Source organism: Flavobacteriales bacterium (assembly GCA_016704485.1).
GTDB lineage: Bacteria > Bacteroidota > Bacteroidia > Flavobacteriales_F > PHOS-HE28 > PHOS-HE28.
In genome coordinates this window covers 1227435-1251657 of record JADJAA010000001.1, presented here as the reverse complement: position 1 = coordinate 1251657, position 24223 = coordinate 1227435, and the positions used below count along the sequence as shown (strand labels likewise).

23 protein-coding genes are annotated in these 24223 nt (G+C 49.8%); 5 read left to right on the top strand and 18 right to left on the bottom strand.

What is annotated here, in order from left to right:
• Window positions 1–7: 7 nt before the first annotated feature.
• From nuoH to IPF95_05270, 12 genes are all read right to left on the bottom strand, one after another.
• Entirely contained in the window at window positions 8–1024 is a 1017-nt protein-coding gene (gene nuoH, locus IPF95_05325) for an NADH-quinone oxidoreductase subunit NuoH (GenBank protein ID MBK6474114.1), read from the bottom strand.
• 818 nt (window positions 1025–1842) lie between these two features.
• Window positions 1843–2856 carry a (2Fe-2S)-binding protein gene (locus IPF95_05320; GenBank protein MBK6474113.1) on the bottom strand — a complete coding sequence of 338 codons (1014 nt, stop codon included), beginning with the start codon at window positions 2854–2856 and terminating at the stop codon, window positions 1843–1845.
• A 3-nt stretch (window positions 2857–2859) separates the two neighbouring features.
• On the bottom strand, window positions 2860–4215 hold the full coding sequence (gene nuoF / locus IPF95_05315; GenBank protein MBK6474112.1) for an NADH-quinone oxidoreductase subunit NuoF: 1356 nt from the start codon (window positions 4213–4215) through the stop codon (window positions 2860–2862).
• Window positions 4215–4769, bottom strand: coding sequence for an NAD(P)H-dependent oxidoreductase subunit E (locus tag IPF95_05310; protein MBK6474111.1), 555 nt, complete (start codon window positions 4767–4769; stop codon window positions 4215–4217). Before IPF95_05310 ends, nuoF begins: the two co-directional genes overlap by 1 nt.
• Window positions 4769–6004, bottom strand: a complete 1236-nt coding sequence (locus IPF95_05305) for an NADH-quinone oxidoreductase subunit D (GenBank protein ID MBK6474110.1) — start codon at window positions 6002–6004, stop codon at window positions 4769–4771. The genes IPF95_05310 and IPF95_05305 overlap by 1 nt, the downstream gene beginning before the upstream one ends.
• Window positions 6001–6408, bottom strand: a complete 408-nt coding sequence (locus IPF95_05300; GenBank protein MBK6474109.1) for an NADH-quinone oxidoreductase subunit C — start codon at window positions 6406–6408, stop codon at window positions 6001–6003. Before IPF95_05300 ends, IPF95_05305 begins: the two co-directional genes overlap by 4 nt.
• A 104-nt stretch (window positions 6409–6512) precedes the next feature.
• Window positions 6513–7091 carry an NADH-quinone oxidoreductase subunit B gene (locus IPF95_05295; GenBank protein MBK6474108.1) on the bottom strand — a complete coding sequence of 193 codons (579 nt, stop codon included), beginning with the start codon at window positions 7089–7091 and terminating at the stop codon, window positions 6513–6515.
• 8 nt (window positions 7092–7099) lie between these two features.
• Window positions 7100–7429 carry an NADH-quinone oxidoreductase subunit A gene (locus IPF95_05290; GenBank protein ID MBK6474107.1) on the bottom strand — a complete coding sequence of 110 codons (330 nt, stop codon included), beginning with the start codon at window positions 7427–7429 and terminating at the stop codon, window positions 7100–7102.
• 270 nt (window positions 7430–7699) lie between these two features.
• A complete protein-coding gene (locus tag IPF95_05285) occupies window positions 7700–7927 on the bottom strand; it encodes a T9SS type A sorting domain-containing protein (GenBank protein MBK6474106.1) in 228 nt (75 codons plus the stop codon).
• Window positions 7928–8059: 132 nt separating this feature from the next.
• The gene (locus tag IPF95_05280; protein MBK6474105.1) at window positions 8060–8956 is read right to left on the bottom strand and encodes a T9SS type A sorting domain-containing protein; all 897 of its coding nucleotides are present in this window, start codon (window positions 8954–8956) and stop codon (window positions 8060–8062) included.
• Window positions 8953–10065, bottom strand: coding sequence for a hypothetical protein (locus tag IPF95_05275; protein ID MBK6474104.1), 1113 nt, complete (start codon window positions 10063–10065; stop codon window positions 8953–8955). The genes IPF95_05280 and IPF95_05275 overlap by 4 nt, the downstream gene beginning before the upstream one ends.
• A gap of 368 nt (window positions 10066–10433) precedes the next feature.
• Entirely contained in the window at window positions 10434–11966 is a 1533-nt protein-coding gene (locus tag IPF95_05270; GenBank protein MBK6474103.1) for a T9SS type A sorting domain-containing protein, read from the bottom strand.
• A 378-nt stretch (window positions 11967–12344) separates the two neighbouring features.
• Here IPF95_05270 and IPF95_05265 point away from each other — a divergent pair, with 378 nt between their 5' ends.
• From IPF95_05265 to IPF95_05250, 4 genes are all read left to right on the top strand, one after another.
• Window positions 12345–14285: a 1-deoxy-D-xylulose-5-phosphate synthase gene (locus IPF95_05265; GenBank protein ID MBK6474102.1), complete on the top strand. Its 1941-nt coding sequence runs from the start codon at window positions 12345–12347 to the stop codon at window positions 14283–14285.
• A gap of 36 nt (window positions 14286–14321) precedes the next feature.
• Complete coding sequence (locus IPF95_05260) at window positions 14322–14840, top strand: AAA family ATPase (protein MBK6474101.1); 519 nt, start codon at window positions 14322–14324, stop codon at window positions 14838–14840.
• Window positions 14837–14998 (top strand): hypothetical protein, encoded by a 162-nt coding sequence (locus IPF95_05255; GenBank protein ID MBK6474100.1) that lies wholly within the window; start codon window positions 14837–14839, stop codon window positions 14996–14998. The genes IPF95_05260 and IPF95_05255 overlap by 4 nt, the downstream gene beginning before the upstream one ends.
• A gap of 108 nt (window positions 14999–15106) precedes the next feature.
• Window positions 15107–15376, top strand: a complete 270-nt coding sequence (locus IPF95_05250) for a hypothetical protein (protein MBK6474099.1) — start codon at window positions 15107–15109, stop codon at window positions 15374–15376.
• Window positions 15377–15658: 282 nt separating this feature from the next.
• On the opposite strand, the gene IPF95_05245 is transcribed toward IPF95_05250, so the two are convergent.
• Both IPF95_05245 and IPF95_05240 read right to left on the bottom strand, forming a co-directional pair.
• Window positions 15659–16645: a hypothetical protein gene (locus IPF95_05245; GenBank protein ID MBK6474098.1), complete on the bottom strand. Its 987-nt coding sequence runs from the start codon at window positions 16643–16645 to the stop codon at window positions 15659–15661.
• Window positions 16646–16655: 10 nt separating this feature from the next.
• On the bottom strand, window positions 16656–18110 hold the full coding sequence (locus IPF95_05240) for a hypothetical protein (protein MBK6474097.1): 1455 nt from the start codon (window positions 18108–18110) through the stop codon (window positions 16656–16658).
• A gap of 45 nt (window positions 18111–18155) precedes the next feature.
• Between IPF95_05240 and IPF95_05235 the strand changes: the two genes are divergently transcribed.
• Entirely contained in the window at window positions 18156–19646 is a 1491-nt protein-coding gene (locus tag IPF95_05235; protein MBK6474096.1) for a hypothetical protein, read from the top strand.
• On the opposite strand, the gene nhaC is transcribed toward IPF95_05235, so the two are convergent.
• From nhaC to IPF95_05215, 4 genes are all read right to left on the bottom strand, one after another.
• The gene (gene nhaC / locus IPF95_05230) at window positions 19633–21078 is read right to left on the bottom strand and encodes a Na+/H+ antiporter NhaC (protein ID MBK6474095.1); all 1446 of its coding nucleotides are present in this window, start codon (window positions 21076–21078) and stop codon (window positions 19633–19635) included. The genes IPF95_05235 and nhaC overlap by 14 nt on opposite strands.
• Window positions 21079–21250: 172 nt before the next feature.
• A complete protein-coding gene (locus IPF95_05225; GenBank protein MBK6474094.1) occupies window positions 21251–22897 on the bottom strand; it encodes a tetratricopeptide repeat protein in 1647 nt (548 codons plus the stop codon).
• 18 nt (window positions 22898–22915) lie between these two features.
• Window positions 22916–23854, bottom strand: coding sequence for a substrate-binding domain-containing protein (locus IPF95_05220; GenBank protein ID MBK6474093.1), 939 nt, complete (start codon window positions 23852–23854; stop codon window positions 22916–22918).
• Window positions 23855–23894: 40 nt separating this feature from the next.
• Complete coding sequence (locus IPF95_05215; protein MBK6474092.1) at window positions 23895–24092, bottom strand: hypothetical protein; 198 nt, start codon at window positions 24090–24092, stop codon at window positions 23895–23897.
• Between the last annotated feature and the right edge of the window lie 131 nt (window positions 24093–24223).

Sequence of the window (24223 nt, the reverse complement as noted above, 5' to 3'; positions counted from 1 at the left end):
GCTGCCATTAGAACCCGTTCTTGAATACAAGCCAACCGCCTGTTAATAGGATGTTCAGGATCGCTAGTGGGATCAGCGTTTTCCAACCCAAGTTCATCAGCTGATCGAACCGGAAACGCGGTACCGACCAACGCACCCACATGAAGAAGAAAATGAAGAAGAACGTTTTTGCGAACATGGCGATCATCCCAAGGATCGTTACAATGTTCGGGTCCCAGCCCAAGCTATGGATCCCGGGAATGTCATATCCACCGAAATAGAGTGTGGCAATGACCGCGCTGCTCATGAACATATTGGTGTACTCCGCAAAGAGGAAGAACCCCAGTTTCATGCTGCTGTATTCGGTATGGTATCCGCCCACAAGTTCCGTTTCGCATTCAGGCATGTCGAACGGTGCGCGATTCGCCTCTGCGAATGCACAGATCAGGAAAAGCAAGAAACCCAGCGGCTGTTGAACAACACCCCAATGTGTTGCGATCTGATACTCCACGATCCCGCTCAGACTAAGTGTTCCTGTAAGCATCACCAGCGCCACAACGCTCATACCCATGGCCAGCTCGTAGCTTACCATTTGACTGGCCGCACGAATTGCACCCAGCAAAGCGAACTTATTGTTACTGGCCCACCCACCGAGCATGATGCCATATACACCGATGCTCAAGATGGCGAAGACATAGAGAATGCCGATCTCGGGATCGGTGCCCTGTAGGTTGATCGTGGTTCCGAAGACCTCGAGCGTACCACCCCACGGAATAACAACACCCGTAAGCAAAGCCGTGGTCATGGCAATGGCAGGTCCTAAGAAAAACAGCTTGCGGTTCGCGGTAGCAGGAATAAAATCCTCCTTCATGAACATTTTAGCACCATCGGCCAACGGCTGCAATATCCCGAATGGACCTGCGCGATTAGGTCCGATCCTATCCTGAATGAAGGCTGCCACTTTACGTTCTCCGTACGTGGAATACGCTGCTACTGAAAGCGTTACCACGAAAAGCACCAATAAGAAGATCAGCGTAGGTAGCATACTTCGAGGTCATTGCCCCGGTATCCATGGACCGGAACGGTCGCGAAAGTAGCCAATGCTCTCTGTAACCCAAAGTATGCATTGGAAATTCTACTAAGCCCTTTAATAGTTGCACCGATCCGGCGTCCGGAAAAACTCAGACTACGTATCAGAATTTCAGTCGCCATTTAGAGAGCTCGTTCATTCACCACCATTCCGGAACCCTTGCCACCATAGCCTTTCAACTATCTTGACCAGTCCTCGAAAGTAAGCGCCCATGCATAAAAAGCAGGCTAAAGCAATGGGTAATTAACCGAAAGGTCAACACTGATCGTTGGTAAGTTGACGTTCTTTAAGTGATGGCTGATCTCCTCCGAATTAGAGCATTCCGAACAATTCCACGTCTCGTATGTTTCTTTTGAACATCAACTTCAATTGGCCTAGCTAAAAAAGCCGAATTGGGTTTGAAAGACTTTGTTGAAGCGCTAGATTTGTGGTCCGGTCTCCCTCGGTCCTCTTGAGTGAAAAGTTTCTTAAGTAAGTGACCGATCTCAAACTTGTCGTCATAAGGTAGTTCGCTGGTCACACCGACGAACTTGAAGATCTTGGAAAAGGGGCTTAAATGCCGTGATAAGAGGGGTGGTTCGGTGAATTGGAGGCAACTTCAGTGAGTCGGTCTACCGGGAGAGCCTTGAGTCATGGTATGCGGCCCCTGATCCTTTTTATACAGGTAACGTTCCGCTTCCGGGTCAACAGAACCCATCATTGCAGAACACACGTTTTCCGCTTCTTGATCTGAAGAATTTCAGGAGCGCGAACGCGGATCCACTTTCGGAGGATCACCCTTCCAACCCCTTCAACCGGAACGGCTCCACGTGCGGATCATCCGGCGCGGCGGTATCCAGCACTTTTTGCTGCACCTTCAGTGTGTAGTGACCTTGGCTGATCACACTGTGGCGATCGATCTTACGCGGACCTTCCTCAACCCAATCACCTGCGGCTTTTTTATCGAAGCGACATTCGTTACAAATGAATTCCTCCACTTCGCCCCACTGATCCTTGCGACCGGTGATGCGTAGAATGTCGGCTCCTTTCTTCCAGATCACGACCTTACCGGAACATTTGGTACAATTTCGATGTGCATCAATAGGCTTCGTGAACCATACACGGCTAGCGAATCGGAACGTACGGTCGGTCAATGCACCGACCGGGCATACATCGATCATATTACCGCTGAAATCGTTGTCGATGGCTTGTTGAATGTAGGTACTGATCTCGCTGCCATCACCGCGATTGATGACCCCGTGAACACGACCATCGGTGATCTGTTCCGCCACTTTTACGCAACGGTAACAGAGAATGCACCGCGTCATGTGCAACTTGATCGTATCACCGATATCGATCGGGTCGAATGTGCGGCGCTCGAAACGGTAGCGGCTCCTTTCGTCCCCGTGCGTGTAGCTCAGATCCTGCAGATCGCACTCACCTGCCTGGTCACAGATCGGGCAATCCAACGGGTGATTGATCAACAGGAATTCAGTAACGCCTTTGCGCGCATCGAGCAGTTCCGGGCTGGTGGTATTCTCTACCACCATACCATCCATAACATTGGTCCGGCAACTGGCTACCGGTTTAGGCATTGGGCGCGGGTCCTTATCGCTACCCTTGCTCACCTTTACGATGCATGTACGGCAATAGCCACCACTGGTCTTCAACGAGCTGTAGTAGCACATTGTCGGAGGCACCACATAGCGCTCGGCAACGTTGCGTTCACCGATCATGCGTGCTGCCTGAAGGATCGTGGTACCCTCCGGCACTTCGATCTCGATGTTATCTATGGTAACCTTAGGCATGGCTTAAACGGTGGCGAATTTCTGTTTCCGAACGAAGGGTTCCTTTTCGAAATGTTTCGGGTCCTTCACCTTCGTTGGATGAGTAGCATGGAATTCGAATTCTTCACGGAAGTGACGGATGGCCGCTGCCACGGGCCAAGCAGCCGCATCCCCTAAAGGACAAATGGTATTCCCTTCGATGCGCCGCTGGATATCCCACAGTAGATCAATGTCATCAATTCGGCCTAGTCCATGTTCCAAGCGATGCAGGATCTTGTCCATCCAACCGGTGCCTTCGCGGCACGGGCTGCATTGGCCGCAACTTTCATGTGCATAGAACCTAGCGTGTGCCCATGTGCTGCGCACGATGCATTGTGCATCATTGTACACGTAGAAACCGCCACTACCCAACATGGAGCCACTTTGGAAACCGCCGTCGCTGAGGCTTTCGTAGGTCATAAGGCGCTGTTCCAACTTCAAGGTCTTGAACAGCAATTCAGCAGGCAGAATGGGTACGGATGAACCACCGGGGACGCAGGCCTTCAATGCTCTTCCAGCAACGCCACCGCAGTACTCATCGCTCATAACGAACTCCTCTACCGGAACGCCGAGATCAATTTCGTACACCCCGGGTCTGTTGATGTTGCCGCCAGCGCTGATCAATTTGGTACCCGTGCTTTTACCGATGCCGATCTTGGCGTACTCGGCACCACCATCATTGATGATCGGCACCACCGCAGCAATCGTTTCTACATTGTTCACCACCGTAGGGCAACCATACAAACCCTTCACTGCCGGGAACGGTGGTTTGATGCGAGGATTGCCCCGCTTGCCTTCCAAACTTTCCAACAAGGCGGTCTCTTCCCCGCAGATGTATGCACCTGCACCGATCTGTACGTAGATCTCGTGATCGAATCCACTCCCCAGAATATTCTTGCCCAGCCAACCGGCAGCACGTGCTTCGGCAATGGCTTTTTCAAGGATTCGTAAGACGTAGAAATATTCACCACGGATATAGATGTAACTCGTGTTCGCACCCAGCGCAAAACTGCTGGTGATCATCCCTTCGATCAACAAGTGTGGGATCTTCTCCATCAGGTACCTGTCCTTAAAGGTGCCCGGTTCGCTTTCATCCGCGTTCACCACCAAATAGCGCGGCACGCCTTCCGGCTTCGCCATGAAGCTCCATTTCAAACCAGTAGGGAAACCTGCACCACCACGACCACGCAGGCCGCTTGTCTTCACCTCTTCCATCACGGCTTCAGGCGCCATGGTGCGCAATGCTTTTTCCACACTGCGGTAACCGCCATTCGCGCGGTAACCCTCTAGTCCTTGGATCCCTGGCTTTCCGTCGTGTTCAAGCAATAGTTTACGTCCCATTACTGATCCGTGTATTTGGAACGTGGCTGATCACGTAGTTGATCGATCAATGCATCGACCTTTTCAGGGGTCAGGTTCTCGTGGTATTTAGCTCCACATTGTAACATAGGTGCAGTTCCGCAGCTTCCCAAGCATTCCACCGTTTTAAGGGTGAATAGTCCGTCCTTGGTGGTTTCACCGGGATGTATGCCCAATCGTTTTTCAATGTGTGCAATGGTATCATCCGCACCACGTAAAAGACAAGGTGTTGTGTGACAAACTTCAAGCACATGCGTACCTACAGGACGCAGGTTATACATGCTATAGAAGCTGGCCACTTCGTACACTTCGATGTGTTGGATACCTAACACGTGTGCAACAGCATCCATGGCATTCACGCTTAACCAACCATCATTTTCTGCTTGCGCAACATGAAGGATCGGTAACAAAGCGCTCTTAGTACGGTCCGCAGGATATCGTTTCATCAACTCCTTGCATTCGGCAAGGCCTGCTTCGCTGAAGGCAAAAGGCAGTGTGCCTTCCTTGGTGGTTATGGGTCTTACTGTAGTTGACATTACGCGTCCAATTCACCAGCGATCACGTTCATACTGCTCATGGTAAGGATCGCGTCGCTCAACATGCTGCCTTTAATGATCTCCGGGAATGCTTGATAATAGATGTAGCACGGTCTCCGGAAATGCACGCGGTAAGGATTTCTGCCACCATCGCTCACAATGTAGAATCCCAACTCTCCGTTCCCGCCCTCAACGCAATGGTAGATCTCACCACGTGGGATCTCTGTTTCGCCCATGACCAGTTTAAAATGATAGATCAAGGCCTCCATTTCACTGTAGACAGCCTCTTTCGGTGGTAATACCCATTCCGGTACATCCGCATGGTAGGTGGTCTTGTCGGACATCTTATCCAACTTCTCCAACGCCTGGCGGATAATGCTCAAACTCTGGCGCATCTCCTCTTGCCGTACCATGAAACGATCATACACATCCCCGTTCTGTCCTACGGGAATGGTGAAGTCAAAGTCCTCGTAGCTGCTGTATGGATCTGCAACGCGCACATCATAATCTACACCACATGCGCGCAAATTCGGCCCGGTGAACCCGTAAGCCAATGCTCTATCTACCGGAAATGCACCACAGTTTATAGTGCGGTCCATGAAGATGCGGTTACGGATAAGCATATCGTCGAATTCCTTCAACCCTGCTGGCATCTCTTTCAGCAAGGATCGGATCCGTTGGAATGCGAGTTCAGAGAAATTCCGTTCGAACCCACCGATACGACCCATGTTCGTGGTGAGACGTGCGCCACATATCTCTTCGTAGACCTCGTAGATCTTCTCACGCCACTGATAGACGTAGAGAAAAGGAGTCGTTGCACCGGCGTCCTGACCGATAATGGTGTTACAGATCACGTGATCCGCAATACGCGCAAGTTCCATGGCGATAACGCGGAGATACTCCACACGCTTAGGAAGTTCAATGCCACACAGCTTTTCCACCGCCATGTGCCAACCCATGTTGTTGATCGGTGAACTGCAGTAGTTCATACGATCCGTAAGGGTAGTGATCTGGTAGAACGGTCGCCGCTCCGCTATCTTCTCGAATGCGCGGTGGATGTATCCGATGGTTTGCACTGAATCCAGAATGATCTCGCCATCCATGGTGAGTACGTTCTGGAAAATACCATGTGTCGCTGGGTGCGTTGGGCCAAGGTTGAGCGTGGTGAGCTCGCGCATATCGCCGCCATCCACTCGGTCCTTCTTCCAATGATCGATATGTTGGTTGTCGCTCATCGTCCGAACATGCTATCGTTCTTATCCCTACGAGTTGGGTCTTCCATTGGGTAATCCTTCCGCATAGGGAAAGCCGGAAAATCCTCCATATTGAGGATACGGATCAAATTAGGGTGACCCTTGAACTTGATGCCGAAAAAATCCCATGCCTCCCGTTCCATCCAATTTGCTGTTGGCCAGAGATCGGTAGCAGTGTCGAATTCCGCATCCTTCAGCGTGGTAAAGCTCTTTAGGCGGATACGGTGGCCGTTCCGCATACTGTGCAAGTGGTAAACCACACCAAGCTCCTTCTCAGTTCCAGGAAAGTGCATGCCACACAGCGTGGTCAAAAAATTAAAGTCCAATTCATCGCGAAGAAGTCGCAATGCATCATGCACACGGCCTTTAGGTAGGGTCCAGCACATCAGATCTACCTGTTGCTCATGGCCCAATAGATCAGCACCAAAAGCAGCGGTGAGCTTTTCATGGACCAATTGGTCGCGCTCGGTATGGGTGGCAAAACGTGGCACTAATCAATGTGGTATTTATCCATAAGATCCTCGTACTCTTTACTATAGCGGCGACGGAGGCTTTCATTCGCGGCCAGTTCCTGGATCTTCAGGATACCATCGATCACCTGCTCCGGACGGGGCGGGCAACCTGGGATGTACACATCAACAGGAATGATACGATCAATTCCTTGCAGAACGCTGTAGCTATCGAAAATACCACCGCTGCTCGCACAAGCACCCATGCTCAATACCCATTTGGGTTCAGCCATTTGGGTGTACACATCCCTAAGTACCGGTGCCATTTTCTTGGCGATCGTACCCATTACCATGAGCAGATCACTTTGGCGCGGGCTGAAGCTGAGGCGTTCCATACCGAACCTACTAAGATCGTAGTGCGAGCTCATGGTGCTCATGAACTCGATGCCGCAACAGGACGTGGCGAACGGTAGTGGCCATAAGCTGTTCTTACGGGCCATACCAATGGCGTTTTCCATGCTAGTCGCAAAAAAGCCAGTGCCCGTATACCCTTCCGGAGGGGCTACAATGGTCGGCTTACCGCGTTCGCTGGATGGTTGTATGGAGTTCTCGTCTTTCATTTAAGCGTTCATTCCCACTTGAGTGCACCTTTTTTGATCACGTAGAAAAATCCTGCCAGCACAAAGGCGATGAACAATACCATTTCCACGAAACCGATCATGCCCAACGCCTTGAAATTCACGGCCCATGGGTAGAGAAAGATCACTTCCACATCGAAAAGAACAAAGAGGATGGCGATCAGGAAATACTTCACGGAGAACGGCCTGCGCGCGTTGCCCTGTTGCTCGATCCCGCATTCAAAGCTCTCGTCCTTGGTCTTACCGTGACGCTTGGGGCCGAAGGCTGCCGCCGCCGCCAAAGCAAAGCCCACAAAGCCAACGGCAATGAAGATCTGCATTACGATCGGCAGGTAATCGTGGGGGGTGGATAGCGTTTCCAAAGGCGACAAGTTCCGTTGTTGGGGCGCTAAGGTAGCAAGCTGCGGTTATTTGTGGAAGGTGATAGTTGTTAGGGTGGTAATGTGAATTGCGATCTGGATATAAATTGAGAAAATGAGAGAGAACGAAACCTCGACGTGGCAGCTAGCTCACTTAAGAGCAGCTAGAGGCGAGGAGGCATGGCGGAGTGCAATAGGCCTTACCGCTAAAAAGGTCCAAAAGAAGTACCATTATTCCTTAACCCATTTCAAATGCCACGTACGGCCATGCCTTGCTTGCAAAAACACGGTGTAGAATCCAGAACGCACGCTAAGCATATCCACGTATGAATTCGTAAGAAGCTCATCCAGAACCAACACGCCTCGTGCATCGAATAATTTGAGTGAAACCACACCCTTGTCCTTCAAGCCATCAATCCAAAGTTGATCGATTCCAGGATTTGGATAGATGGCTACCATTCCATAGCGAGACGCATTGTCACTCATTCCCCCATCCAAGCCATACAAACTACCTATACCAATTGCTCCTTATACTTAGGGCTATCCTTGGTTAGTCTATACCCTTCTGCGGCGTTACAAATTCGCTCCTATTTATCTGAACAGGATCAATTTTCCTAGATCTTTTTCGTTCAGCATATACAAATAAACACCGGCTTGCAAATGGCTAAGGTCGATTTGGTCAATTTGGTTCGAGAGTGTTTGGGTATAAATGGATCGGCCACTCATATCGACAAATTGGAAAGTTTGGATAAGATCGGTTTTACGGTTGATCGTGATATGACCAGATGAAGGGTTCGGCGAAACTATACTCGGGACAACGGACCCCACAGGTTCAATACCCATGTTAATAGGGCATGAGATGGTATACAGTTCATCAGAATCGATCTGTGGCACACCATTTAACTTGTAACAGGTCAAGGCTTGTTCCACGCCCGGGCCTGTAATGAAAGGAAAGCTGATTCCTGTAGATCCACCGATTCCTTCGATGTAAATAAATCCAGATTCTAAATTGAACCGCCTGCGAACTTCCCCATTCGCTAACGTAATGATGTCAATACTATATATTGTACTTACAAAATAATCATACCAGAATATCGAGTCACCGACCATAGCGCTGTAGTCGTATAAAACAGTTTCTCCCGGTCCACCGTACGGATCAAGAACGCTGTAAACCTTTCGTGTTAAGGTGTCTTCCCTAACGTATCTTTTACCGAAACCCGGGTTATACAAAAGACCACTCACGATCTTATATTCCACACCCAGTATTGTTGTATCTCCAATAATAGAGTACGTGTCTGATCCGGTCAGATAGTCGCATTCTGGCGGCATTCCATAAGCGACTAGACATTGAACATCCCAAGTCGCATTTTCGTTCAATGTTGGAATGTAGGCTTGTGCCTGAAGAAGCGCCGGAAAGCATTGTAGTAAAGCAAATAGTATCGAGCTGAATTGCGGTGCTGTGGGTTGCGGATTTTCCATTTGTGTCATTGCTGAATAACTAGTTTTTCGCTACGCAAGTCACGCTCTTTGTTTACAAGTGAAACTATGTATGTTCCGGCACCAATTGAACGCGTATCCCATACTATTTGGTGTTTCTCTTCGAGCAGTTGAAGACGATACAATTCCCGGCCGCTCAGATCCTGGACAATCAAATATGCATCAGTCGGTGGTACCAATAGGTCGTAGTGAAAGGCAACCCAGCCATTTGCAGGGTTTGGGTGTATGGCTAATTCTGGTTTTGGTTGCGTGTTTGCATTTTCACTTATACCCACATCCAAGCCATACAACCGACTAACCATGCGCTGGGTAGTGTCGTTGGTGGTGCCATCATCGTAGCCGTGGTAAGCCCCCCAGATGTAATAGCTGCCATTGGGAGCTTGAGTAAACCCATCAATGCTGCCGTGCGTAAAGCCTTGGTAATCGTAATATCCGCATCCAGCATCCACGAAATGATCATCCAATAAATTCCCGGCAGTATCGATCATGCAAATGCCTTTCCTAGTTTCACCGTTCACACGTTCGTAACCGCCAACAACGATCAACCGGGTTTCATCCAGCGCGTATACTTTACTAATTATGGCGCCAAACCCATTGTTAGTTTCTACTGTCTCAAATGACAATAGGTTGAAACTTGGATCCAACGACCCATCTGGCGTGAATCGAGCAAGGCGTAATGTATCCGGGTTCCCTAGAATCCTGAACAATCCTGCCGCATACACCCGCCCATCATCAAGAGGTAAGAATCCATAGGCTTGGCCCCAGTTCACATTCGCTTGGAACGAGGGATCCAAGGATCCATCTGTATTAAAGCGAATGATGTTGCTAGCTTGCTGCCCATCCCAGACACCTGTTGAGCCGGAACCGATGAACTGGCCATTGGGCAATTCAGTAAATTTATCCAAACTTCCTGCACAGGTACGGTGGGTCTTGGTAGTATCCAAATAACCGGTGTTGCTGAACCAGACCAAACAATAGAGTCCTTCGAATCCCCTAATTGAATCAAGCAGATTGTGAACCCCGCTCATTAAAATGCGACCGTCAGGGTATACGTGGTAGTCGCCGCCTTGTAAAGAACTGAAGTAGGGGTCTGCATTCATGTGAATAAATGAAGAATCGACCAGCCCCGTTGATAGTAAGCGATGAACCGTATGCTCACCCACATAAAACTGGTCATTCCATGGTTGGATCCTGCCTCCACCCCATGAATAAGGAAACCATGGCCTACGGTTACCAAGTTGATCTACTCTAGTAAGGAGCCGAAACGTGCCCGGGGAGTCCCCGGAAAAACGAATCTGTCCGGATAATAACAAATCCCCATCCGGCAAAGGCATAACAGAAGACACATACCAAGTGTTGATCTCAGTATTGAATGACGGGTCCAGATCGAAAGGCTGCTGGGAATATGCGACATAGGTCAAGGTTGAACAAGTCGTCATTAGAAGCAGCCATGCAGGGCTGTTTCTTCTCATCGCTGAATGACCAGTTTTTCTGTACGCAAATCTCGTGACTTATTCGTCAAAGTCACAACATATGTGCCGCTACCAACTCCTCGTGTATCCCACACCACTTCGTTCTTTTGCACCAGTAATTTCATCCGGTAAACTTCGCGGCCTTGTTGGTCCCGAATAATAATGAATGCATCCGTTGGCGGTACCAGAATATCATAATCAAAGGTTACCCATGTGTTGGCTGGGTTAGGGTGTATGGTCAATTGTGCTGGAGGTCGAGTGTTAGCATTTTCGCTTATGCCCACATCCAACCCATACAACCTACTTACCATGCGCTGGGTGGTATCATTGGTGGTGCCATCATCGTAGCCGTGGTAGGCCCCACAGATATAATAACTGCCATCAGGTGCCGGAGTAATACCAGCTATTGAACGTGTGTATACAGGAGTTGAGTTGATATTCACTTGATAGAGATAAGAGCCACCGCCATCTCCAGAAAAATGGTCACTCAAGAGATTGCCAGAGGTATCGATCAATGCAATGCAACCGCGTTGTTCCCCATCAACAGTTGCAAAATTACCTGTAACAACTAAGTGATCCGGTGCTATTGAGTAAATGGTGCGAATGATACCATAAGGATCATTATTGGGATATAACGGGTTTATGAATCTGTATCTGGCCGTGTTGTTGAAAGTGGGATCCAAAGATCCATCCGGCATTAGGCGCACTAAGTTGAGGGTGTCTGCTATGCCATCGACGATAAAATTTCCTCCCACGTATACCCTCCCATCATCAAGTGGCAAGAATCCATACGCCTGCCCCCAATTCACATTGGCTTGGAACGAGGGGTCCAACGACCCATCTGCATTGAATCGTATGATATTACTTGCTTGCTGGCCATCCCAGACACCAGTAGAGCCGGAACCGATGAATTGACCATTCGGTAATTCAGTAAAGAAATCTAAACTGCCCGCACAGGTTCGGTGGGTTTTGGTGGTGTCCAAATAACCAGTGTTGCTGAACCAGACCAAACAGTAAAGTCCCTCGAACCCTCGGATCGTATCATGCAGGCCATGAACTCCGCTCATTAATATCCTGCCATCAGGGTATACGTGGTAGTCGCCTCCTTGTAAAGAACTGAAGTAGGGTTGAAGATTCATGGGTATAAAGGACATGTCCTGATAGCCATCTTCCTGGATTCTTCTTACGGTATGGGGTGTGTTTACATAGAACTTGTCCATCCAAGGTCTTATTCTTCCACCCCCTAATCCACTATTGTAGAAAGAATTATCTCTTATGCCGTTAGGGAGCAAGCGAACGAGTCGATACTGATCAATTTCGCCATCAAAGCGCATAATACCCGACGCGATCAATTTTCCATTTGAAAGCGGAAGCGTGGATGATACATACCATGAATCCATTTCACAACGGAAGGAAGCGTCGATGTCAAATGGTTGTTGCGGATATGCTAAACTGGCAATTATTGAACCTATTGCCAGCAGAAGCAGCCGCATTGGGCTGCCGAACGCTTCCATTCTTGGTTTTGCCATGGCCCGTGGTATCGAAGGCTGCTGCCGCCAACGCAAAACCCACAAAGCCAATGGCAATGAAGGTTTCCATAATGATCGGCTGGTAATCATTGGTAGTGCATATTGTTTCCGAAGGCGACTATATCCAGTGCTGGCACGCTAAGGTAGCAAGCTGTGGTTATTTGTGGAAGGGGATAGTTGTTAGGGTGGTAATGTGAATGGCTTCATCGTTTGAAATGAACCGATCGGCACAGCCATGTGTTTACTGATTGAGGCACTTCACTTTTAAAACCCCTTTCAATCAACAATGACATACGGAAACACCTCGTACTCCGTTCATCCATAAGAACATCCGCATCCGTACATTTGCAGTTGATATCCAGTTCCTAAGACCGCTCCATGCCCGAATCCACTTATCCTCTCCTCGAAAAGATCATTGTACCAGCTGATCTGCGTTCAGTGCCAGAAGAGCAATTGGAACAGGTGTGCACGGAATTGCGCGAGTTCATTATTGATGTTGTGAGCGTTAAGGGTGGGCATTTCGGTGCCAGCTTGGGTGTGGTGGAGTTGACCGTGGCACTGCATTATGTATTCAATACGCCTTACGACCAATTGGTTTGGGACGTAGGGCACCAAGCCTATGGCCATAAGATCCTTACCGGTCGGCGCGCGAATTTTCATACAAACCGTCTTCATGGCGGATTGAGCGGTTTTCCTAAGCGAAGTGAAAGCGAATACGATACGTTCGGAGTAGGCCATAGCAGCACCAGTATTGGAGCAGCCGTTGGTATGGCTGTAGCGAGTAAGCTGAAAGGTGAAGAGGACCGACATTCCGTTGCCGTGATCGGCGATGGTGCCATGACCGCCGGCATGGCTTTCGAAGCGTTGAACCACGCGGGTGGCGCGAATACCGATATGTTGGTCGTGTTGAACGACAACTGCATGTCCATCGACCCTAACGTTGGGGCCTTGAAGCAATATTTAACGGATATCACCACCAGCCACACCTACAACAAGGTGAAGGACGAAGTGTGGAAGATCCTGGGAAAAGTGAGCAAATTCGGTCCTAACGCGCAGGCCGTTGCACAGAAAGTAGAGAATGCAGTTAAGAGCGCTTTGCTGAAACAAAGCAATTTATTCGAGAGTTTGAGCTTTCGGTATTTCGGACCTGTGGATGGGCATGATGTGGATCACTTGGTAAAGGTTATGCGCGACCTACGCGACATTCCCGGCCCTAAGATCCTGCACGTGGTCACCAAAAAAGGCAAGGGCTATGCACCTGCCGAAGCTGGAAGCCCGACGGTATGGCACGCACCAGGACTCTTCAACAAAGAGACAGGCGAGATCATTAAAGTTGTACCGAAAAGCCCGCAACCACCGAAGTATCAGGACGTTTTCGGACATACGATCGTTGAGCTGGCCGAGAAAAACCCGAAGATCGTGGGTGTTACACCTGCTATGCCGAGTGGATGCTCGTTGAACATCATGATGAAGGCCATGCCTGACCGCGCATTCGATGTGGGTATTGCCGAGCAGCATGCGGTGACCTTCAGTGCTGGAATGGCCACACAAGGCATGGTCCCGTTCTGCAACATTTACAGCAGCTTCATGCAACGGGCGTACGACCAAGTGGTGCATGATGTGGCCTTACAGAACCTTAGTGTGGTATTCTGTTTGGACCGTGGTGGCTTGGCCGGCGCTGATGGTCCCACGCACCATGGAGCTTTTGACATTGCCTATTTCCGGTGCATACCGAACATGATCGTAAGCGCACCGATGAACGAGGAAGAGTTGCGCAACTTGATGTACACTGCACAGCTCAGGGAACACGGTCCGTTCAGCATACGTTACCCACGTGGCGAAGGTGTTATGACGGAGTGGAAAACCCCGTTCAAGGAGATCAAGATCGGCACTGGTCGCAAAGTGCGCTCAGGAGAAGATGCGGCTGTACTCACGTTGGGACATATCGGAAACATTGCTGCAAAAGGGATCGAAGCATTAGAGTCTGAAGGCTACAGCGTCGCCCACTACGACATGCGTTTCGCGAAGCCGATCGATGAGCTGTTACTACATGAGGTCATTGGAAAATTCAAACACGTGGTAACGGTCGAAGATGGTGCGATCATGGGCGGTATGGGCAGCGCCGTGCTGGAGTTCATGGCCGACCACGGTTATCAGGCCCAAGTTAAACGGCTGGGAATTCCGGATCGCTGGATCGAGCACGGCTCGCAGAATGAACTCTATACCGAATGTGGGTTCGATGATGCAGCGGTTGTAGCTGCGGTGAAGGAGATGGTGCAAGAGCAGAAAGGAAAGAAGGAGAACCGGGCTAGTGCTTGAGTTGCCTTCGTTTAAAACCCTGAGATCACAAAGGCGATGGCAAAAGCGGTCAAACCAAAGTGTATAGTGATCGCTGGTCCAAATGGTGCTGGTAAGACGACGTTTGCGAAAACATTTTTATCAAAGGATGCGAATGTCCTGAGCTTCTTGAACGTGGATCTCATCGCAGCTGGTCTTTCGCCTTTGCGTCCTGAATTAAGCGCACGGGCAGCAGGTCGCATCGTGTTGAAAGAAATTGAACGGTGCATTAAGCAGCGTAGGTCATTCGCAATTGAATCTACTTTGAGTGGAATGACCTATACATCCATTTTTAAGAATTTGTTGACCAAAGGATACGCGTTAGAGATCCTCTTCTTAAAGATCGACGATCCAAAGATCTGCATCCGGCGTGTAGCTGAGCGCGTAAAGCAAGGCGGCCATCATATACCAGAGCACGAAATTCTAAGAAGACATGCACGAGGATGGAAGAATTTTAACTCCATGTACCGCGAACTGGCAACTAACACATGGGTATTTGATGCTTCAGGTCCGATACCCGTACTTTTGGAACAATGAATGACCACGCCATGAATGATAGTCCACGAAAGATCACCACTGAAATGATCTTGAAGGCTCTAAAGCGTTCCGCCAAAGAAGCGCGTCGTTTGGCAAAAATGCATGGCACCAAGATCTGGGTGATGCAGGATGGCAAGGTGGTTGGGTTGGAGCCTTGAGGTAAATAAGCAACTAGTTAAATTTTCTCGCGGCATGACTCATATATTAAGTGATTATGGGGCTTGATTTTTACATATCTGAGTGCAAAGAATTGGGCAAACACTAACATGTTCAACTCAGCTTGTAAACCAGTGATCCTATTTTTACTTGCTTCCATATTCACATTCGGTTGTAGTCAACACGAATACAAGCCTGAGGGCATAAACCTTGCTTTTGCTGAAGGTTGGAAAAGAGACACATTGGGCTGTTCGGGCGAGCGTTTAAACTTCGCCAAAGACAGTCTGTTCATTATCCAGAAGTTCGAGGGCGTTACCGTCGAATATTTCACCGAGGTCTTTGGCAGTCCTGATCGAGAAAAAAGACGGGAGCTGGAATGATTCTTTACTATTGGGTTTCATGCGCTAAACCTCCTCCAATTAAAATGATGGACGGGTCAGTTCATGAATATCCCCCGGGAATTTTAAACACAGGTGCCAGAACATTAGAGGTAGTAATCGATACCAAGAAAACAATCACGGATATTTCGTTGCCCGTGCAATAGAGATCAGGTTTTGCGGAACACAAATTCCAAAGAAGCACGCCGTTTGGCCAAAATGCACGGCACCAAAATCTGGGTGATGCAAGATGGCAAGGTGGGGGGGAACCGTGAACCCCTGTGGCTACCGCCGGGTCAACCGCGTACTCCCAATGACCCCATCGGTTCCCATCCAGGTCAGCGTGTAAGTTCCACTGGGCACATCATTCATTTGCAAGGTCATTCGGCGGGTTTCGGGTGATGTGAATTCGGCGAGCCATTGCTTGGCAACATTTCCTTGGCCATCGATCAATTGAAGGATCGTACGATCTGCTTTGGTTGCGGGGAGGTCCACCGTGGCGATCTCATCACACGGATCCGGGAATGCGCGCAATTGGATCGGTTGGAAAAGTTTATTGGGACCATCCTGCCAAGAACCATCCAACCAGCGCACGGTCCGTGCGGGTGACCATCCTTTCCGGTCACTGATCACCAACAAGGGCATCGGCATGCGTTCGGTATACCATACGTGGCGTACTTCGCTTCGATGGACCACGTTATAGTCATCGGCATCGGTAAGCTTGAGGTCATAACGTATTCGGATCACATTATCCACCACACCGTATGGCATGATCAACGAACCCCAGCCATCAACGTTCGCATTCAGGATCGTTTTACGGATCACGATCCGTCCCGCACCAGTAACGGCTGCAACCACGGTATCGGCCCACTGGGAATTGACGGAACACGGAAGGTCCAATAACACCAACGGCGGATCGAAACGGACCAGCGCATTATCGGAATACGTACCGAGCCAATAGAACGCCGTATCACCTACTTGGTAGAATGCGATGGGATCACCAGGAACTTCAAGTACCAATGCATCATCAGGAAATGCACCCGCACGTGGAGCAAGCGACCGTGTTGTCCAGTTGTACGGTACGAGCACCCCGGCTGGCAAACTGCTGTAGTCCCATTTCGAACCCATACCTGCAAGCCCTGCTTTAACGTAAGGCACGTCATGATAGCCCCAAAGTTCATTCTCACGTGGGATCACACTATTATTCAACGTGACTTGAGCGAACATGCTAGTTGAACACAACATCGCGATCGCGAAAATGTAACGCTCCATGCAAACGAATTTACGGTAAAGATGATCCACCTTCATCCGGGAATGTCAAATATTCAAATTGGCCTGTATTCCATCGAACTACGCGATCCACTGAACGCATCTGCATGGTATCCGAAAGCTCAGCGTAGGAGAACACTTTTGTTCGAGGTGGTGTTCCTGGTACGGCAAAAAGGATATCCACCTGCTTGATCCCACTCGTATCTCTTCCGGCCATTAACAATGCTTCTACAAACCCGTGCCTAAAAATAAATGCACCGCACGTGTCGCTCGGTAAGCCTTGGATGAAGATGTGCTCACCGGGCAATGGTTCCGGCGTGTTGGCAATGATGGCTCCGATCGTCTTTGAGGCAGGGATCCAGTTGTCGTTATTCTGCTGAAGAAAACACTCTGAAGCAATGAGCAGAATGGCTATCAGCAACCAACGAAACGGTCCTTGCAAAATGCGGAACAGGATGATTGTGATCAACCCACACAGGAACGCAGATGGCATGTACAAAAAGCGATCACTCTCGCTTGTGCGTGTGCTAACGCTTGTGATCAGCGGCACACTACATGCGATGATAAGCATCCAGGACCAAGCGAGCGCATTGATCCTTTCCGATCGCACATCACGTGTTCGGCGCACGTAGATCCACCCGACAAGAACGAGGATCAAACCAACGAGGACCGTAGCAACGATCATTGCATTCGTGTCAGCATTGGGTGGTATGAGCAATCTTCCCAGCACCTTCGGAATGTTGCTGAAATAGTTCGTGAACGGTTGCGAAAAGAAATCGACACCGTACGAGTTCGCGACCTTTTCTGTTGCCCATGCACGGATCAGGAAGTGCAGAACGAGTGCTCCCATCCATGCCGTTGCGAAAGAAGTAAGTCGCTTGGCGCGAATACCGTTCAACCACAAGACGGGCAACGCGATCAAGGAAAAGGTCATGGCCGTTTCGTAAACCAGCATACCTGTAAAAAATGCAACTGAGGACCAGGTGATCCGCCAACGATCGGTCATGGACGACAGTGAGATGATCAACGCGAGCAGAACGAATAAGGTCGCTAGCGATGCTCCCCTTCCAACGATCCAAACAACACCTTCGTTGTGGAACGGGTAGCATAGGAAAAGCAGACCAGCGAACATGGATGCATTACGCAGATCGTCGTTCTTTTCTTGAATAGTGCGGCGTACGAGAAATGCTAAGCACAGTGCATTGCACCAGTGGATGATCACATTCGTCACCCGGTATCCTACAGGGTCCGTGCCAAATAAAAGGTGGTTCGCCCAGATCGAAAGTTCAGAAAGTGGGCGGAAAAAACCATGATCGCTCAGGTCACCTTGAACACCGATCCGCCAAACCGCACTGAAGTCATCTGCGAAGAACGATAAGCCCAATACACGCCAGTACAACGCAAAGGCGACCACTAGATACAGCAAGGCGATCTGCCAGAATGGGGTCTGTTCTTTGGACGTCGACATTACGAAGCGCTAAAACTACGTGGTTCCGATGCCTAAGTTCGCTCCGTGTTACGTCGACCGTTCCTCATCATCCTTCTGGCCTTTGCCGTGAGCGTAGTTGTACGCACACCACAACTGGACCGGCCGCTCAGTGCACACCATGAGTTCTGCACTGCGATAGCGTTGATCATTCTATACAATTGGCACACCGATGGCTATTACACACACCACGGTAACCCGATCGTATCGTTCACCGGATCGGCAGACCTCTACCCTTCCGGTTTCGCCGATGGACCTGCTCAGCACGATGGTCTGATCTACTATTTCTCACACCCTCCATTGGCCTATGATGTGCCGTATGCATTGTTCCGGATCACCGGGACTGCTCCGAGCGTGATCGGCCTACAGTTGTTGAATTTGGCCTTTCACTTGATCACCGCATGGTTCCTTTTCCTTGCACTGAAGGCACTTTATCCGCCGGAAAAAAAGACGCTTGCTCCAGTGTTCGCTGCGGCACTGTACCTCTTCATGCCCGCTCCCTTGTGGTTCCATGGCAACGTGTACATGAGCGATATGTTCGTACAGAACTTCTGGGTGATGCACTTGGCGATAGCGCTGCGGATGTTCTTGGGATATTCGCTCGATAAACGATTACTACTTGCATTCTTCATCACTCTATTTCTATCGGTACTAACCAGCTGGTTGGGTGTGTTCGCGGCAGTGGCATCCGGGTTGGCAGCATTGTGGAAATGGAAAAAAGAACGCTCCGCACGCTGGCTAATTCCAATGGCCTTGGCTGCGCTGGCCGTGGTTTTAGCATTGAGCTACACGGCTTGGCGTTACACCCGCGTGGTCGACTTTGATCAGCTCATCGCGTTCTTCCAAAGTCGGTTCGAGGTGCGCGGTTCTGTTGGTCTGGAGGAAGGTGTTTGGCCGCACCTCAAGCAGATGATCGTTAACTACCGAATGGGATTTCTACCCTTGCTGATCCTATTCTTCGCGATCGCTCTATTCAAATTGAAAGGGCGATCGAACACAACCGTCCTACGGCCTAACTCGCTAACGCTATTCATCCTATTAACGGGACTTCCTGTGCTTTTGGACCATGTCTTCCTCCTTCAATATGCGGATCATGATTTCACCGTGTTGAAAGCAGGACCGATCCTCTGTGGCCTTGCTGCGATCGGCATCGCGCGGCTTGAAGAACGCTGGAGTATCTCATTGATCACGCTGACGTGTTTTGCCGGCGTACTGTACTTCTATCGCATAAACCCACTTCCTGATAAGGACGGCACACGCTATGCGCATGAACGGAACATTGGTCAAGCGATCGCTGCAGAAGTATTGCCGAACGAAGCAGCATTCACCTTGGGTTCAACACCTGAACCACAAGTGCAATGGTATGCAAAGCGCACCTTGTTCAGGATCGACAGTATGCCTCAGGCCGAAGCGTTGATGCGCGCTCAACAAACACCGAATGGAGTTGTATTCCGGATCAATGATCAAGAAGTAACGGCAGCGAAGATCCGTGTTGCGCTACCGCCTATTTCGCCTTGAGCCGCGTGACCTTCCAGCCCATGTAGCCGAATAGGATGGTCATAAGGGGTGATACCCAGTTGAAGATACAGTACGGAGCAAAGGCCCAGACCGCCACGCCCAATACGCCACTCTGTGCAACGCCACAGGTATTCCACGGAACCAGCACGGATGTTACCGTACCTGAATCCTCCAATGTTCGGGAAAGGTTCTCCGGTGCGAGATCGAACTCCTCGAACGCCTCTTTGTACATCTTGCCGGGCACTACGATCGCGATGTATTGATCGGATGCGGTGAGGTTGAAGAACACTGCAGTACCCGCCGTGGTGGCGATCAAGGACCCTGCGGAATTCACCATGGTCAGAAGTCCATCCGTGATCCTACGCAGCAGGCCGACCGCCTGCATGACCCCACCGAACGTAAGCGCGCAGATGATCAGCCAAATGGTATTCAACATCCCGCTCATACCTCCTGCGGAAAGCAGATCATCCGCCATTGCATTGCCGGTAGTAATGCTGGTCTTCATGGCCATTGAAGTGATAATGGCTCGGTAGGATCTTTCCCAATAATTATCCGCTTGCCCACCGATCGAAGCCACGATATCCGGCTGGTAGATCAACGCGAACAACCCGCCAAGCAAGCTCGCGATCAGCAATGCTGGCAATGCAGGCATGCGCTTGTAGATCATAAGGACCACAGCTAATGGCACAAGAAAAAGCATTGGTGTGATATTGAAATTAGCATCAATTGCTTTGGTGAGCGAATCAACATCAGAAGAATTCACCGCTCCATTTCCCGTAAATCCTGCGATCACAAAAACGAGCAACGAGATGATCATACTCGGTCCAGTCGTCCATACCATGTGACGGATGTGCGTGAACAGATCGGTGCCGGCAACTGCGGGAGCGAGATTGGTAGTATCCGAGAGCGGCGACATCTTGTCACCGAAATAAGCACCGGAAATAATGCTGCCGGCGATCCAGCCTTCCTCCAGACCAAGTGCTGTGCCTATTGCCAAAAGTGCGATTCCAACGGTGGCAACTGTGCTCCACGAACTACCTGTTGCCAATGACACAAGTGAACAGATCACACACGATGCGAACAGGAAAAAATGCGGTTCAAGAATTTTCAATCCATAATAGATCATGGCCGGAACAATGCCGCTCATAAGCCAAGTACCGGCCAGTGCACCGATCAACAAAAGAATAAGGATCGCACCCATGGCACTGGAAATGCTCTCTACGATTCCATCGTAGATCACTTCCCAAGTGCGTCCCGTAGTAATGCCTACCATACCAGCCAATGCCGCCGCAACAAGTAACGCGATCTGATTGGGTCCATAGCTGGAATCCTCACCGAAGTAGATCACGTTGGCTGCCAACACGCCTATCAGCAACACGATAGGTATCAATGCCTGAAGCAAGGATGGGCGTTGGAGCGTTGGCGTATCCAAAATCACGTTCGGTTAGGGGTGCCCAATGTAAGCGGCTGACAGCGTTCCGCAACCATTTGCCCATTACATACTACAAGACCTTCTCACGTACCTGACGACCACGTTCACGGATGAATGCCTCAAAGAAAAAGGAGCCCTTTGAGCTCCTATTCCAAAAAACATGATCTACTGATCAAGGCAATTCACACGGAGTAGGATCCAGGTCCTTCAGCTCTTTTGTGGTGAGCATATCCATTGCGATCTTGGTATTCCCGGTACCTGCATTGATCGCACTCACTTTTTCGAAGTAGCACTTTGCTTGACCACGATCACCTGATGTGTAGTAGTAGTAAGCAAGATAAAAATTAGCTTCTTCCGCATCGGCAAGTGACTTGGCCGCCTCCTCTGGTTTCATTTTACGTATCACCTCCTCATAGAATGGTTTTGCCTGCCATGTGGTCTTCTCAGGGTCCAGCCCAACATTGGCACGAGCACGGCCCATGTAGCCCTGGTAAATATCCGGCTGGTAGGTGATGTACTTGGCCCAAGCACTATCTGCAATGGCGTATTCCTGCGCACGTTGTGCGGTAGATCCCAAATAATAATAATCGTTCACCTCAACCTTTCCGCTCAAGGTCTTTCCTTGATAAGCTTCAGTGGCACGTTTGTACATTTTTGCTTTGTTGAAAAAGCCACCGGCTTCCATGAACAATTGTGGATCGGAGTTCTTCATTTTCGCAGCGGCCAATAGTTTTTCACCGGCAAGGGAATCATTGCCCAACATGCTTATTGCACGACCGTAGTACTGCAGGTCGCTCGGGATCAGTTCATCCTCAGGCTGTTCTTTCATATAAGCTTCAATGGCTGGCATCGCGTTCACGGAATCCTTCAATTCCACGTAGTTATAAGCCTTCAAACGTGTAAGTACTTTGTTCTTTACTCCGCCCTCTTCCAACTTACTGATGAGGTCCAATGACTCGTTGTACTTCTCCACAAGGAACAAGAATTGAGCATAGCGGACACGTGCGCTTTCATTCCCTTTGTTCAGCTCCAGATACTTGTCATAGTCCGCAGTTGCTTTGGTAAAATCACGTTTGAAGTAATACGCTTCCGCACGCCCGCGGTAGGCTGGAGCGTAAGCGGGGTCAATTGCAATTGCGTTATCGTATTCCGTGATGGACGCATCGAAATTCTTTGCGCGGTAGTACATGAATGCCTTCTTGGCAACCGGTTTAGCACTGGTACGTTGAAGGTCCGCAGCTTTCTTATAGTTAGCCATCGGCTCCGAAGCTTCACGCGGATTCTGCTCGAACAATGCATCGCCCTTAACGATGTACGCCTCAGGGTCGGCAGGGTTCAATTCAATTGACTTCTCAATGAATGCCACCGCGGTCGCTGGATCTTTTACATCACCATAGGTCAACCCTTCCGCCGCTTCGCGATAGACCTCTGCCTGCATGGTCTTGGCCATTTTGTTCTTCTTGTCGATCGCATTAGCAATGGCAGCATCAAACGCTGTTCTTGCTTCAGCTGTCTTGCCTTGAGCTTGCAAAACTTTGGCTACTCCCACTGCATTCAGCGGCATTAGTGGGTTTACCGCAACACCGCGTGAATAAGCGTACTTGGCACTGTCCAACTTATCGTTGTAGTAATAATTCTCACCCAAACGGAACCAGGCGTCGCCGTTCGTAGGTTCTGCAGCCAGAACAGCCATGATAGCGGATGTGGCCTGCTCAAAACGCTCATTTTCCGTGAGCTTTGATGCCAGATCCAGCGGAGTCTGTGCGTTAGCAGAAAGTGTTACTGCCACGAGCGAAGTGGCCAAGATCAAATTCTTCATTTTTCTATAGTGTCGTTATCAGGGCTGAACGATCTCAATATCACGACTTGGGGTACGTTCTGGTGCCAAGCCTTGCTTTAGAATGATGCGTTGCCCTTTATGACCAGCGACAAAGGAAGCAAAACCGGTGCCAAGGCCGCTTTTCCCTTCAGTAACAAGCATGATCACCTTACGCCGAAGCGGATAGGACCCATCCTTAAGGGTGCCTTGGTCAGGTGGGTATGCCGCACTGGTATCCGTACGGGATACGGGCAGCATCCGGATCTGGGCCCTCAACGCATTGCATGCTGGATCATCCTCATCACTGACCTCAGCGAAGGGTATGAAACCGATGAGAAGGGTATCACTGGCCACGCGTTGTACAAGGTCATCAATTCCTTCAGCGGCAGAGCCGCGCTTCATGCGCTGCACATCACCCGCTAAAAGCGAATCGACCAAGGTGCGCGGCACGCTGCTCCCTTTACGATCGAACAGCAACGTTACCTTTTCCGAAATCCCAGGAACCACTTCGCCGGTGATCAATGCGACCAACTGCTCATTAGAGATCTTCTTTAGGGAACTATTCGGCGATACAATGACGGCGATACCATCGGTGGCAACATTTTCCTTTTGAACGGCCAAGCTTCGGGTCCTGAAATAAGTTTCTTGTTCTCCTCCCGGAAGGAACGCGCCGAAAACCGCCCGCACGCTATCCGCCATCATAGCCTGGACCAACGCAGCTTCCGGCATGTAGTGAACAACCACTTTAGCATCCTGATACGTGCTATTGAAGACCAAAAGTTGATCTTCCAACATTTTCTCGAACCCCTCATCGGCCAATATCACTGCACGGCCAAAGGTGGGGGAGTCATCTACGTTCGGGTCCCGTGGAGCTTCGTTACACGCCGTAAAAAGTATCGAGACAAGAAGCACGCTGCTGATGGTCTTCCGTTGAACGAACTCGAATATCGTGTTCATCCGAGCACCTCGAACGCTATTAGAGAATAACGAACCGGTATCACATGTCGATCTTACTTTCATCGTCTCTCCTGTTTTTCCGGAACCATAGGATCCCGCGTATTAAACCGTATCCGACCAACACAGCGCCAAAGAGGGTCCTGTACTGCCGCACCGTATCACCGGCAAAATTCGTGAATAAAAATAAGCAACCTGCCACGATGTAGATCATGAACATGGATACAGCGAACCATTTCATTGGAACTTGGTTGATGGTAGATAAATATAGTTGCTACAATGAGGGTCCAAAAACCTGATTCGATCCAGAATAAGAAGGTTGTCACCAAAAGCAATGTTCTGCATCAGAACAGATCCAGGCCCGAAATGGAT

Excerpts from the sequence above, each read along its gene's own strand:
- nuoH (MBK6474114.1), bottom strand. The coding sequence starts at position 1,024 with ATGCTACCTACGCTGATCTTCTTATTGGTGCTTTTCGTGGTAACGCTT.
- IPF95_05320 (MBK6474113.1), bottom strand. The coding sequence starts at position 2,856 with ATGCCTAAGGTTACCATAGATAACATCGAGATCGAAGTGCCGGAGGGT.
- nuoF (MBK6474112.1), bottom strand. The coding sequence starts at position 4,215 with ATGGGACGTAAACTATTGCTTGAACACGACGGAAAGCCAGGGATCCAA.
- IPF95_05310 (MBK6474111.1), bottom strand. The coding sequence starts at position 4,769 with ATGTCAACTACAGTAAGACCCATAACCACCAAGGAAGGCACACTGCCT.
- IPF95_05305 (MBK6474110.1), bottom strand. The coding sequence starts at position 6,004 with ATGAGCGACAACCAACATATCGATCATTGGAAGAAGGACCGAGTGGAT.
- IPF95_05300 (MBK6474109.1), bottom strand. The coding sequence starts at position 6,408 with ATGTGCTGGACCCTACCTAAAGGCCGTGTGCATGATGCATTGCGACTT.
- IPF95_05295 (MBK6474108.1), bottom strand. The coding sequence starts at position 7,091 with ATGAAAGACGAGAACTCCATACAACCATCCAGCGAACGCGGTAAGCCG.
- IPF95_05290 (MBK6474107.1), bottom strand. The coding sequence starts at position 7,429 with ATGCAGATCTTCATTGCCGTTGGCTTTGTGGGCTTTGCTTTGGCGGCG.
- IPF95_05285 (MBK6474106.1), bottom strand. The coding sequence starts at position 7,927 with ATGGTAGCCATCTATCCAAATCCTGGAATCGATCAACTTTGGATTGAT.
- IPF95_05280 (MBK6474105.1), bottom strand. The coding sequence starts at position 8,956 with ATGACACAAATGGAAAATCCGCAACCCACAGCACCGCAATTCAGCTCG.
- IPF95_05275 (MBK6474104.1), bottom strand. The coding sequence starts at position 10,065 with ATGAATGCAGACCCCTACTTCAGTTCTTTACAAGGCGGCGACTACCAC.
- IPF95_05270 (MBK6474103.1), bottom strand. The coding sequence starts at position 11,966 with ATGGCAAAACCAAGAATGGAAGCGTTCGGCAGCCCAATGCGGCTGCTT.
- IPF95_05265 (MBK6474102.1), top strand. The coding sequence starts at position 12,345 with ATGCCCGAATCCACTTATCCTCTCCTCGAAAAGATCATTGTACCAGCT.
- IPF95_05260 (MBK6474101.1), top strand. The coding sequence starts at position 14,322 with ATGGCAAAAGCGGTCAAACCAAAGTGTATAGTGATCGCTGGTCCAAAT.
- IPF95_05255 (MBK6474100.1), top strand. The coding sequence starts at position 14,837 with ATGAATGACCACGCCATGAATGATAGTCCACGAAAGATCACCACTGAA.
- IPF95_05250 (MBK6474099.1), top strand. The coding sequence starts at position 15,107 with ATGTTCAACTCAGCTTGTAAACCAGTGATCCTATTTTTACTTGCTTCC.
- IPF95_05245 (MBK6474098.1), bottom strand. The coding sequence starts at position 16,645 with ATGGAGCGTTACATTTTCGCGATCGCGATGTTGTGTTCAACTAGCATG.
- IPF95_05240 (MBK6474097.1), bottom strand. The coding sequence starts at position 18,110 with ATGTCGACGTCCAAAGAACAGACCCCATTCTGGCAGATCGCCTTGCTG.
- IPF95_05225 (MBK6474094.1), bottom strand. The coding sequence starts at position 22,897 with ATGAAGAATTTGATCTTGGCCACTTCGCTCGTGGCAGTAACACTTTCT.
- IPF95_05220 (MBK6474093.1), bottom strand. The coding sequence starts at position 23,854 with ATGAACACGATATTCGAGTTCGTTCAACGGAAGACCATCAGCAGCGTG.
- IPF95_05215 (MBK6474092.1), bottom strand. The coding sequence starts at position 24,092 with ATGAAATGGTTCGCTGTATCCATGTTCATGATCTACATCGTGGCAGGT.